This is a genomic window from Elusimicrobiota bacterium (assembly GCA_016706425.1).
In the GTDB taxonomy this organism is placed as follows: Bacteria; Elusimicrobiota; Elusimicrobia; order FEN-1173; family FEN-1173; genus JADJJR01.
This window is the reverse complement of record JADJJR010000001.1, coordinates 1,434,043-1,446,463: the sequence shown is the minus strand read 5'-3', so window position 1 is coordinate 1,446,463 and position 12,421 is coordinate 1,434,043. Positions and strand designations below refer to the sequence as shown.

Genomic DNA, 12,421 nt, shown 5'->3' with positions numbered 1-12,421 from the left:
TACTTTTTCCATCACCCGAACGAGGAGGACCCCATGAGCACCGATATCCGGGCCATCAGCGACCAAGTCAAACAGGAAAGCGTGTTTGTGGAGGAAGTGTTGGCCGAACTGGGACGCGTCATCGTTGGCCAGCGCGGCCTGTTGGAACGTCTGCTCGTGGGTTTGTTGGGGCATGGGCACATCCTGCTGGAGGGCGTGCCCGGATTGGCGAAGACCCTGGCCGTGCGCACTTTGGCGGCGGCGATCGAGGCGCGTTTCCAACGCATTCAGTTCACCCCGGACCTGTTGCCGGCGGACGTCATCGGCACCTTGATCTACAGCCCCAAGGACGGGCAGTTCAGCGTTAAAAAGGGCCCGGTGTTCACGAACCTTCTTCTCGCCGACGAAATCAACCGGGCGCCGGCCAAGGTGCAGAGCGCCCTCCTCGAAGCCATGCAGGAACGGCAGGTCACCATCGGAGAGGCCACCTATCCCTTGCCGGAGCCTTTCCTGGTTTTGGCCACCCAAAACCCCATCGAGCAGGAAGGCACCTACCCCCTCCCGGAGGCGCAGGTCGACCGCTTTATGCTCAAAATCAAAGTGACCTATCCTTCCCGCGAAGAGGAAAAGGCGGTCATGGAACGCATGAACCAGCCCGCGCCACCCACGGTGCGGCGCATCATCAGCCTGGACCAAATCGCCCGGGCGCGGCGCGTGGTCGACGATATTTACGTCGATGAAAAAGTGAAGAATTACATTTTGGACATCGTGACCGCCACGCGCGCGCCCGCGGGCGGGCCCTTGGCGTCCCTAAAAAACCTGATCCGGTTCGGCGCGTCGCCCCGGGCGACCCTCGCCCTCCACAAGGCGGCGCAGGCTTTCGCTTTCCTGCGCGGCCGCGGTTACGTCACCCCGGAGGACATCAAGTCCATCGGTCCCGACGTGCTCCGCCACCGGATCGTCCTGACCTACGAGGCCGAAGCCGAGGAAAAGACCGCCGACGACGTCGTGCAAAGGATCTTCAACGAGATCGAAGTCCCTTAAACGGAGGGGCGAGTCGCTTGAACACCGCCGACGTCCTTAAAAAAGTCCGCTCCCTCGAAATCACCGCCCGCCGGCTCGTGAACGAAACCTTCGGCGGGCAGTATTCCAGCACGTTCAAGGGCCGCGGCATGGAATTCGCCGAAGTCCGCGAGTATCTCCCCGGCGACGACATCCGCTCCATCGACTGGAACGTCACGGCCCGGGCCGGGCACCCCTTCGTCAAAAAATACGTCGAAGAACGGGAGCTCACGGTGTTGTTCCTGGTGGACGTGAGCGGGTCGCAAAAATTCGGCACGCGGGAACAGTGGAAATCCGAGCGGGCGGCCGAAATGACGGCCGTTTTGGCTTTTTCGGCCCTGGCCAACAACGACAAGACGGGCTTGATCCTTTTTTCCGACCGGGTGGAAAAATACATCCCCCCCCGGAAAACCCGCGGGCACACGCTCCGTTTGATCCGGGACGTTTTGGCCCACGACCCCCAGCGTCCCGGGACCTCCCTGGGCGCGGCGCTCGACTTCCTCAATCGTGTCCAGCGGCGGCGGGCGGTGGTTTTTCTGTTGTCCGATTTCATCGACGCCGGGTTTGAGCGCTCGCTGCGCATCGCCCAACGCAAACACGACTTGGTCGCCGTCCCCATCCGCGACCCCTGGGAAAGGAATCCCCCGAAAGGACTTCGCCTTTTGGTGGAGGACAATGAAACGGGGAATTCCGCGGTGTTGGAACCCGGTTTCTCGACGACGGGTTGGGACGATTCCGCCCTGGAGCGGTTGCTGAAATCCGCCCAAGTGGACGCCGTCTTCACGCGGACCGATCTTCCCTACACCCCGGCTTTCCTGCGGTTCTTCCGCGCCCGCGCCCGGAGAACCCACTGATGCGCCGTTTTTCCGGGCCGGACGCGCTCCTCCTGGTTCTCCCCCTCCTGTTCACGGCGCTCCCCGGCCGGGCCCGGGTTCGGTTGGAGACGTCCCTGGAACCGAAGGAAGTGACCGTCGGTCAACCCTTCCAACTGAAAGTCACCGCGGTGGCGGACGAGGGCGTTCGGTTTCAACCCTTCGTCCCCGCTCCGTCGGCCCCCTTCGAGGTGATCGCCTTTTCGTCCGGCCCCGCGCAAAAAACCGGCGCCGAACCGCGGCAAGAATGGACCGTGACCCTGCGCCTTTTCGAGGTGGGCCTTTCCACCCTCCCGGCCCTGTCGGTCCCTTACCGAACGGCCGGGGGCGTCGCCCGGTCGGTCGAGACGCCGGCGATCCCGGTGAGGGTTCGAACCGTCTTAACGGACAAGGACCGGCAATTCCACGGGATGAAGGGAGGCCTCAAGAAAGTCTTGGACCGGCGGCGGTTGGCGGCCCTCTTGGGCGCCCTGCTTTTGGCGGTGTTGGTCGGATTTTTGTTGCGTTGGAGAAGACCCCGGATCCCGCAACCCGTCGGACCGCCGCCCCGGCCCGCCCACGAAGTGGCGCTGGAAGCCTTGGACCGTCTGGGGACGGATTCGGAACTCCCGGACAAGCCCTATTACAGCCGGCTCACCGAAATATTGCGGCAGTATTTGGAGGGCCGCTACGCCGTGCCCGCCATGGACCAAACGACCGCGGAAACATCCGCCGCCCTCAAAACCCTCCACCTCACGGCGGAAACGCGTTCGTCCTTGCGCGCGGTTTTGGACAACAGCGACTTGGCCAAATTTGCCAAGGGGGTCCTGTCGCCGGGGGAACGGACCGCGGATTTGGAGCGGGTGCGGACCTTCGTGTCGGCCACGCGGCTTTCCTCCACCGCCGACTTCGGCCGCGGGGGCCGGGGAGTGGAGGAACGCCCATGACCTTCGCCCGCCCCGCCGCCCTGTGGTTGTTGCTTCTCCTGCCCCTGCTGGCGGCCTACGAGCGCCGCTGGGGGCTTTGGGCCCGGGCCCGTCTCAATTTCCCCTCCTTCAAAATCCTGTCCGGGGGGCTTCGTCCGCCGACAAAAGAACATTTTCTCGCCGCGCTGCGCTTGGCCGCCCTGGGCCTCGTGGTGATCGCCCTCGCCCGGCCGCAAAGGGGCCAAACACGCGAGGAGGTGACGACGCCCGCCACGGACATTATGTTGGTTTTGGATCTGTCGGACAGCATGCGGAGTCTGGATTTTAAGCCCCGCAACCGGTTTCAAGCGGCCATGGAGGTCCTGCGGCAATTCATTAAAGACCGTCCCCGGGATCGGCTGGGGTTGGTGGTGTTCGCCCGCGAGGCCTTTACCCAATGCCCGCTGACCTTGGATCACGGCGCCCTGCTCGGGTTTCTCGACAACCTGCGGATCGGCCTCGTGGATCCGGACCGCACGGCCATCGGATCGGCCCTGGCGACGGCCACGGCGCGATTGAAAGGCAGCGCGGCCAAATCAAAAATCATCGTGCTGTTGACCGACGGGCGCAGCAACTTCGGCGAGGTGGACCCGGTGACCGCCGCCAAGGCGGCCGCGGCCCTGGGACTGCGGGTCCACACGGTGGGGGCGGGGGCTCCCGGCGGCGGAACCATTGAAGTCGACCATCCTTTTTTCGGAAAACAAACCGTGCCCGCCCCGGAAAACGAATTGGACGAAGGGACCCTCCGTCAGGTGGCCGAGATCACGGGCGGGCGCTATTTCCGCGCGACGGATTTCCAATCCCTCGAAAAAACCTACAAGGAGATCGACGCGCTGGAAAAGACCGACGTCAAAACGGAAACTTTTTCCGATTACCGAGACGCGCACGGGCCCTTCCTGTGGGCGGCCTTGGCGCTGGTTTTCATCGAGCTTTTTCTTCGGTACGGGTTCTGGAGGCGGTTTCCATGAGTTGGACCCGGGCCTGGGCTCTGGCGTTGTTGGGGGTTCCCGCGCTGTTGCTCGTGCTCGCCGTGGCGACTTTCCGGTGGAAAAGCCGCGTCGCCGCGGCTCTGGGGGGCCCCGGGGTCATGGCGCGTCTGCACGACCCTTTCACCGGGCGGCTTCAGCGGGTGAAGGCCCTTTTGAGCTTGCTCGGTATGTCTTTCTTGATTCTGTCCTTGGCGGGGCCCCGCTGGGGCCAGGAATTCCAGGATGTCCGCCGACGGGGCGTTGACGTCCTCATCGCCATCGACGTTTCCGCCAGCATGTTGGCCGAAGACATCCCACCCAACCGGTTGACCCAAGCGAAACGGGAACTGGGGCTTTTGATCGACGGTCTCCAGGGGGACCGGGTCGGGGTGGTGGCTTTCGCGGGGAGGGCTTTTCTGCAATGCCCCTTGACGCTGGATTACGGCGCGGCCCGATCCCTCTTGGAACTCGTGGGGCCGGACCTCATTCCCAAAGCCGGAACCTCCCTGGCCGACGCCCTGGATGTGGCCGTGGGCGCTTTCCCGCCGGGATCGAAAAAGCACCGGGCCTTGGTTTTGCTCACGGACGGCGAGGACCACAGCGGTCGGTTGGACGACGCCCGGGGGCGGGCGGTCGAGGCGGGGGTCGCTGTTTTCGCCATCGGGTTCGGCAGTCCGACGGGGGAGATCATCCCCCTGCGGGACGAATCCGGCGCTCTCAAGGGCTACAAAAAAGACAAGGACGGCCGGACGGTGGCGTCCAAAATGAACGCGGCGGCTTTGGAGAAAATGGCGCGGGAGACCCGGGGCGCTTTTTTCCCCGCCAGCCAAGGCGAAGTGGAAGTCGACCGCGTGCTGGCCGCGATTCAAGGCATGGAGAAAAAAGACCTCGAAAGCCGTGTGCACGGCCAGGGCGAAAACCACTATCTTTGGCCGTTGGCCATCGCTTTCCTTCTCTTGCTTCTGGAATTCCTCTGGCCGGAAACCTCCGGGCACTTCCGCCGGGTCGCGGGCGACCTGCGGGCGCGTCGTTGGGCGCGGACGGCGACGCTCCTGGTGTTGTGGGGCGCGTTTCCGCCGCCGTCCCACGCGCTGGGGCGTTACCCCGAATCCCGGGAGCTGGCGGACCGGGCCCTCGCGAACCCCCAGGACTTCGCGGCTCAATTCGAACTCGCCCACGGGTTGCACAACGAAAAGCGGTTCGCCTCCGCGGCCGAGGCCTTCGAGAAAGCCGCCGCGCTCGCCGCCGACCCGGTCCTCAAAGGCGCCGCCCTCTACAACGCCGGGAACGCCCATTGGGGCGACCAGAGGATCGACGACGCGATAGAGAAATACAAGGCGGCTCTGCGCGAAAACCCGGCCGATCCGGACGCCAAACACAACTTGGAACTGGCCCAACAAAAAAAGAAGGAACGGGAAAAACCCCAGGACGGGGACAGGAAACCGGAACCCCGCGAGGGTCGGATGTCTCCGGAAGACGCCGAGCGACTGCTGCAGGCGTTGACCCAGCGGGAAAACGAAGCGCGCCATAAAGCCAACGCCCGCCGGCCCCAAGAACCGCCGGCGGGAAATGATTGGTAAAATGACAACTCTCTTCCGGCGCGCGGCCGTCGGGTTCAGAGACCCGGGAGTGAACACACAGTGAAACGGTTTGTGTTTATATGGGCGTTGATGACGGCGGGCGGGTCGGCCCGCGCGGGGGACGTGTCGTTCACCGCCCGGGTCGACCGCGCCGAAATCACGATGAACGACAACCTGACCCTACAACTCACCCTCTCCGGCGAGGGGGCGCCGGAGGCGCGGCCGCGGCTCCCGGCGATTCCGGGGTTTCAAACCGCCTTCGCGGGACAATCGCAAAATTTCAGTTTCATCAACGGCGCCGTGTCCCGGGAAACCACGTACACCTACGCTCTGTCCCCCCAATCCCCGGGCGAACACACCCTCCCCCCCTTCGCCCTCGACGTGAAAGGGCGGCGTTTGACCACGGACCCCATCGTCGTCAAAGTCCGTTCGGGGGGAGTCCTCTCGGACCCGGCGCCGAACGCGCCGGGCCCGCCCCCCGCGGCGGATGTTCACGACGGGCGGGACCTGTTCGTGACCACAGCGGTCGACAAAAAAGACGTGGTGGTCGGTGAAGCCGTGACCTTGAAGTTCCGGTTTTACACGCGGGTTCCCTTGGTCAACCAGCCCCAATACCGGCCGGCGGAAACCACGGGGTTCCTGACCGAGGATCTGCCGCCGCAAAAACAATACACCACCCTTATCGGGGGAAGGCAGTACCAGGTGATTGAACTCGCAACGGCCCTTTTCCCCATCGCTCCCGGGAGGGCCACCGTCGGAGCGGCGGCCCTGGAGTGCGGCGTGCGTGATTCCTCCCGGGGGAGCGGCGGGTTCCCCTCTTTTTTTGATGATTTCTTCGCTTCCGGTCGGCGGGTCGTTTTGCGCAGCGACCCCCTGGAGGTGAACGTTCGGCCCCTGCCGCCTGAAAACCGGCCTCCCGGTTTTAAAGGCGACGTGGGCCGGTACAGGATTTCCGCCCGGCTGGATAAAGCGACGGCGGCGCTCCACGAACCGGTGGCCTTGACCGTGACGGTGGAGGGCGACGGCAACGTGAAAGCCCTTTCGCAACCGGCGTTGCCGAATTTGGACGGGTTTAAAAAATACGAGACCCTTTCCAGTCTCAACATCGACAATTCGGGGGGCCGCGTGCGCGGGTCAAAAATCTTCACCACGGTGCTTAAACCCGACGTGTCCGGCGATTTGTCGGTCCCGCCCGTGTCTTTCAATTACTATGAACCCGGCTCCGGCTACAAAACCGTCCAGTCGACCGTTTTGAAATTGTCCGTGCGACAGGCGGCGGAGGATCCCACGGCGACCGGAAGTCCCCCCGCGGGCGCCGGCGAAACGCCCACGGGCATCAAACAATTTGCCCAGGACATCCGCTACATCCAGCCGAGCGCGGATCTCTCGGCCGCGCAAAAACCCCTTCGGAAACGGAATTGGTTTTGTGGACTCCTGTGGGCTCCCGGAACGATTTTCGTCTTCGTTTTTCTCGTCGACTTTCTGCGTCGCCGCCTGGACCCGGACATCCTTTCGGGAAGCCCCGCCCGGCGCGCGCGGCGGGCCCTGACGCGGGCCGTCCAAACACCGGCCGACCCGGCTCGGCGGTTCGAGGCCCTGCACCGGATTTATCTGGAATATTTGGGGCGACGGTTACGGGTCCCGGCCGCCGGGTTGACCAGCGAAGCGGTGGGCGCGGGGTTGGCGCGTTTCGCTGTTTCTTCCGGAACGGGCCAACGGGCCGCGGGGATGTGGGAACGGTTCGACCGCGCCCGGTACGCCCCCGGGGCATTAACCATCGATGACGCGGCGCGGGCGGCGTCGGAGCTGCGCGTCTTGATCGGCGAATTGGAGAAGGGGTTCAACAAAAAATGAAGCGATGTCTGTTCGCCCTGTTGTGCGCGACGGCCCCGGTTCTTGGGGCCGCCGAAGCCGCCGAAGACCTGCGCCGGGCGGACGCCGCCTACGCCGTCGGCGATTTCGAGGCGGCCCGGGCGGGCTACGCGTCCCTCATTGACGCGGGACGGGGGGGCGCCGATCTGCGCTACAACCTGGGGAACGCCCTTTACCGTCTGGGGCAAATCGGACCGGCGCGCCTCTGGTACGAGCGGGCCCTCCTTTTGTCCCCCCGCCACGAGGACGCGCGGCACAACCGCGACCTCATCCGCCGACAAATCGGGGAAAGCGCCCCCCCGGGGGATTTCGTTTTGACTTTGGTCAATGTTTTGTGGACGGGAACAGCCGTTTTCGGTTTAGGCTTTTTCGGGCTTTTGTTGGCGGGACTCTTTCGGTCCGGCGAACTCGTCTGGTGGGGGCGTTGGGTCACGGGGGTTTTGTACGCCATTGCCCTTGCCGCCTCCCTGGCGGCGGATCGCCAGGCCGCCCAGCCCGTGGGTGTGGTCGTGGCCCAGCGTGTCGAGGCCCGCGCCGGCCCCAGCGCCCAGGAACAGGTGGGGTTTTTGCTTCCCGAAGGACAGAAGGTCGCCCTCTTTGAAACCATCAATGGTTGGACCCAGGTCGGCCTTGCCGACAAATCCCTCAAGGGGTGGGTGCCTGTCCAAACGGTCTCCTCCATCCGACAGAGACCGCACCGGCACAAACCGGGACCCATTGAATAGATAAAACGTTGGAGGTCATGGGTTCTAAAAAAATTCCCGGGCAATAAAAAAGATATTCTCTCTCCTTGACGACCCCGCGTGGAGGGGATAGGCTTATCTCAGGAGGAACCCCTATGAAAAAAACCCAGCGCGGAATTGTTTTCCCCCTTAAGAAAAAATATTCCGGTGATTCCGCTGGGTTGTCGTTGGTCGAGATCGTCATCTCCGTGGCGGTCCTTTTGATGTTGGTCGTGGCCGCCAGCCGCCTTGTTCAGCGGAACGCCCTCATGATCGATAAATCCCGTCAGAACACCGCCGCGTCAGCGATTTTTCAAATGATGGAAAATCGAATCAAAGGCATGCCGTTTCACGACGTTTTTTCGTTCGATTCCAGCAACAAGATCGCCACAGGCGGAATGCCCCAAATGTTCATGCCTTGGGCGATGAACACCTCCTCCCCGACGCTAAACTTCATGGAAGAGGAAATCCGCAAACGGGGATTTGACCGTTACCGAATCGACTCTCTCTATATGCGGCGGGACTCCTCCGACATGGCCAACAACAACCGGATTCTGGAAGATTCGGTGGAGTGGCGGGACACCAACGCCGACCGTTGCGACGACCTCGATCCCAGCCTTTGCTTCCGTTTTTGCAACGCCGACTTGGATTACTTTGACATGTGCAACGTCGGGGGAAAGGTTTTTCCCGAGGTGCCCGACACGGGGTTAAAGAAGCTCACCGTTCGCTTGTATCGAAAAAATGTGGAGGTCGCGTCCCATGGGTTTTTCCTGATCGAGGGGGGTCTTTCCGGAGAGGAAATGCAGTTGACCGAATCCCCCCTGAAGCTGGAAATATTGAGGCCTTTTCACTCCAAAACTTATTACTTTTTTCCGGCGACTTCGACTTTGATCCCGTACCTTGAACTCACCACCCAAAGGAATTATCCGGCGGGCTACTACGGGTACGGTCCCGCCGCGGCGGGGACACACGCCCTTCGTCTCGACAACCTGCCGGTCAACGTGTCCGTTGACAAGTCGATCCCGACGCCGGCCGGCCTGCTGTGCCCGGGCGCCCCGACCTCTCACCTGAACGCCATCGGGACGACCGAACCGGGCGCGCGCGTGGATTTTTATTTTCGAGCGGATGGCGGGCCCATGCCTTCCAACCTTACCGTTCCCGACAGCAGCCAATACGCGGATTCGGCGGGAAATGTAAATGTTCAAGCCGAATTGGGAGGCATTTCACAAAAGTTAATGACCCAAGGGCGGCCCCAATTTTGGGCCCGGGCTTTTAACCGGGGATTCTATTCCCCCTTTGTCTATCGGACGGTCTGCGTTGACGCTACGCCTCCCAAAATCACGGATTATTGGCCCCAGGGGGTCCACACGGCGGGCGGTTATTCCCCTTTTATTTACATGTCTTCCGAGGACCCCTGGTTCCACGGCAGTTGCGCCAACGGCGTGAGCTCGTATCTCATGGCGGCGATTATTACCGACGGTGTGGGGCGCTCCACGGCCACCTGGGACGGCCGACCCATCAGCTACCGGCTCAGTGCCCCCAGCCGTTGGAATTCGGTTCCTTTCCCGCGCCGTTACTTTCAATATTTGTGGAACGTGAGCGATCGTTACTTGCCTCCGCAGTTGGCCCCGGACACCTACACGATGGCCTACGAAACCGGCGACACGGCCATGTACAAGACTTCGACCTCCTGGACCTTCACCCTGCCGGCCAGCATTTCGGCCGACGTGACCCCCTCCACCATCACCGCCCCGTCCGCCTTCACCGCCGGCGACCCGGCCAATTTGGCCTATTATTACTCCCACCATCTCACCACGACAGCCGTGGCCCTGGGCGGCGTGTTGCAATTCGGGCGGATTCGATTTGAGGATCCGGAAAGCGGCATCAAAATGAACACGGTCCGGCTGGACTGTTGCGACGACACCCTTACGCTCTGCCACAACATTTACCAATACTTATCCGATGGGAGCTTCGGGCAGCGATTCTCTTATTCGTCCAATTATGTCCAATTGAACATCTATCCGTCACACACTTTTTCCATGCCCACGCACATCGCCAACACCCACCGGAGAATTCGTGTGTCGGCCGACAATTGGGCGGGGGTCCCGACCGTATTGGACGACTGGTACATTCAAGTCAACTGACCATGGATATCGCGCCTTGCCCGATTTCACGCCGCGCCGCCCGGGCCAACGCGGAGCGACGTCAAAAAGGGTTGACGCTTTTGGAACTCCTGCTCGCGATGCTTTTGTTATCGGTCGTGGTCTTGGCCTTCAGTCGGTTTTTCCGCGTGGTGTTTCAGGCCTCGATTCAAAGCGAGGTCCGCCTGAAGGGCCAAACCGCGGTCCGGACCTTGCTGAATGTCATGGAGATGGATTTTTTCGATATGAACGAGGTGGTCGTCGCCTCGACCACCCGAATCGATTTCTATATGGACAGCCACCGCGCTCCCTGGTATTCCCCCACCGCGGACTCGGACGGGGATGGTTTTAACAACCTATCGGATCCGGACGATGACGCCGACGCTCTCGACCCCAGAGCCCCCATCACCCGTTTGCGGGATCTGGCTGTGTCCATCTCCAGTGTCGGGTGGCGCCAGGGATTTGATTTGGAAGACGACGACGAAAACCAAGACGGCCGGCGGGACGTGCTCTGCCGCTACGAATACACGCCTCCCTCCGTCTCGACCGCCTCCGGGGTGTTGTGGCGCACTTTTTGTTACGACGGGGTTTGTGAGCCTTCAACGGTGATTTTGGACCGTGGCCTGCGTGAATTATCTTTTGATTTCACCGGGACGCGGAACGCTTTGGAATTGCCCGCCAACGCCGACAGCAACGTCAACGGTTTGATCGATCGGGACGATTTTGATCGGCTGGACGGCACGGTGGAAGCCTCGCCGGCGCCGCTGAATCAATTTATGGAAACGCGATGGATCACGGGTGTCCGTGTCCATTTGGTCACCAACCCCAGCGACACGATTTCGTCGCCCACAACCATAGACACCGAAATCTCCCCCCCGTTGTTGGGCATTAAGAGGAAATACCCATGAGACGAGCCCGCCGCCCCGCTGTGTCCGGGTTGGGCATGACCCTCGTGTTTATGTTGCTTTTGATTTTGTTCCCCGTCCTGCTCATCATTCAACGCAACGCCGCGCGCGAAAGCCGTTACGCCGTTCGGGACAAAAACATAAAAACCGCCCGGGAATACGCGGGAGTGATGATGACCGACATGATGCGAACGTTCGCTGCGGATTACAACCGGGATATTTTTGACCCGAAGTATATGGGCCGCATCCAATTGAGTTGGGCAAACCAAGGGGAAGCGGACGCGACCTGGACACCCAACAGGATGGACAAATGGGTGTTGGTCAATTCAAGGGGGCGATTCGTCCGCAGTCCCAATCTTAAAAAATGGGCCGACAAAGGGGTCACGGCGGTCTTTCACTTTCGCTCGGATTTGACCCGCTTCGAGCACATGTGGGACGCGCCGGACGGGGCCCCAGCGGCTTACAACTATTGGGGGTCGGTGGATGGGCAATTTACGACAGTCGATGGAAGTATGTGGGTGAACGGGGATCTGGACACGAACGGAGGCGCGGGGCCCGTGACATTCCAGAACGGTGTTTTGGTGGTCGAAGGGGATTTCAACGCGGCCGGAGCGATCCTGGGCCCCAATCTCGCTGTTTTTTGCCGCAATTACACGCCGGCGGGTGGCACCATTCTTCCCGTAACAATTAACAGCTACCCCCCCTCCCAGCCCAGTGGCGCGGCCGTGGCCACCCCATTAAACAACCCTTTCGTGCCGACCATCGACATTACGAACCCCGGCATGGGAGCGCGGTTGGACTATTTCGACAGCCGACAGAGCACCTACATCGTGACCAGCGGGGGTTTCGTTCTGGATTTTGAATTTATTCCTCCGGCGACATTGCGCGTAACGAGCGCCGGCGTGCCGATGGATTGGACTGTCCCGACCACCGCGACTATCGTGGTCAGAGGGGCCGATCTCACCGTTCATGGCCTCGTCGACAAACAAGTCACTATCGTCGCTCGTCAGGATTCCGGATTGGGTGGGAATGTGACCATTATGGATGATTTGGTTTATCAAAACGGGACCAACAGCGCTTCGTCGACCCAAAATCTGTGCGTGCTGGCCGAATCGGATCTGAATTTTGATGTAACGGCCGTGGGGGCGAATCAGCGCGTCAATGGATTTTTTTACACGAAGACGGGCAGCATCCGGGTTTTCGACAGTGCGAGGCTTGGGCTTACGATAGACGGGAGTTTGTTCGGACGCGTGGTCGAATGGCCGGTTTTATTGCCCTTTGCTCTTACCGTGAACGCGGACCCCAACCTGTTGTTATACCCACCGCCCTACTTGCCCATGCGTCCCTACATCTCGACATGGGATTACGTCCCATAA

The 12,421-nt window shown here is 61.6% G+C and carries 10 protein-coding genes; all 10 read left to right on the top strand.

Going from position 1 to position 12,421, the window contains the following annotated elements; all coding sequences use genetic code 11:
* Positions 1-33: 33 nt before the first annotated feature.
* The 10 genes from IPI56_05840 to IPI56_05795 all read left to right on the top strand — a co-directional run bounded on the left by IPI56_05840 (position 34) and on the right by IPI56_05795 (position 12,421).
* Positions 34-1,023: an AAA family ATPase gene (locus IPI56_05840; GenBank protein ID MBK7545255.1), complete on the top strand. Its 990-nt coding sequence runs from the start codon at positions 34-36 to the stop codon at positions 1,021-1,023.
* Between the two features lie 17 nt (positions 1,024-1,040).
* Positions 1,041-1,895: a DUF58 domain-containing protein gene (locus IPI56_05835; protein ID MBK7545254.1), complete on the top strand. Its 855-nt coding sequence runs from the start codon at positions 1,041-1,043 to the stop codon at positions 1,893-1,895.
* Complete coding sequence (locus tag IPI56_05830) at positions 1,895-2,839, top strand: hypothetical protein (protein ID MBK7545253.1); 945 nt, start codon at positions 1,895-1,897, stop codon at positions 2,837-2,839. Before IPI56_05835 ends, IPI56_05830 begins: the two co-directional genes overlap by 1 nt.
* Positions 2,836-3,825: a VWA domain-containing protein gene (locus IPI56_05825; GenBank protein ID MBK7545252.1), complete on the top strand. Its 990-nt coding sequence runs from the start codon at positions 2,836-2,838 to the stop codon at positions 3,823-3,825. The genes IPI56_05830 and IPI56_05825 overlap by 4 nt, the downstream gene beginning before the upstream one ends.
* Positions 3,822-5,405 (top strand): VWA domain-containing protein, encoded by a 1,584-nt coding sequence (locus IPI56_05820; GenBank protein MBK7545251.1) that lies wholly within the window; start codon positions 3,822-3,824, stop codon positions 5,403-5,405. The genes IPI56_05825 and IPI56_05820 overlap by 4 nt, the downstream gene beginning before the upstream one ends.
* A 60-nt stretch (positions 5,406-5,465) precedes the next feature.
* Positions 5,466-7,259, top strand: coding sequence for a protein BatD (locus IPI56_05815; protein ID MBK7545250.1), 1,794 nt, complete (start codon positions 5,466-5,468; stop codon positions 7,257-7,259).
* Positions 7,256-8,002 carry a tetratricopeptide repeat protein gene (locus IPI56_05810; GenBank protein ID MBK7545249.1) on the top strand — a complete coding sequence of 249 codons (747 nt, stop codon included), beginning with the start codon at positions 7,256-7,258 and terminating at the stop codon, positions 8,000-8,002. The genes IPI56_05815 and IPI56_05810 overlap by 4 nt, the downstream gene beginning before the upstream one ends.
* A 113-nt stretch (positions 8,003-8,115) precedes the next feature.
* Positions 8,116-10,143, top strand: coding sequence for a hypothetical protein (locus IPI56_05805; GenBank protein ID MBK7545248.1), 2,028 nt, complete (start codon positions 8,116-8,118; stop codon positions 10,141-10,143).
* A 2-nt stretch (positions 10,144-10,145) separates the two neighbouring features.
* Positions 10,146-11,048 carry a prepilin-type N-terminal cleavage/methylation domain-containing protein gene (locus IPI56_05800; GenBank protein MBK7545247.1) on the top strand — a complete coding sequence of 301 codons (903 nt, stop codon included), beginning with the start codon at positions 10,146-10,148 and terminating at the stop codon, positions 11,046-11,048.
* Positions 11,045-12,421: a hypothetical protein gene (locus IPI56_05795; GenBank protein ID MBK7545246.1), complete on the top strand. Its 1,377-nt coding sequence runs from the start codon at positions 11,045-11,047 to the stop codon at positions 12,419-12,421. The genes IPI56_05800 and IPI56_05795 overlap by 4 nt, the downstream gene beginning before the upstream one ends.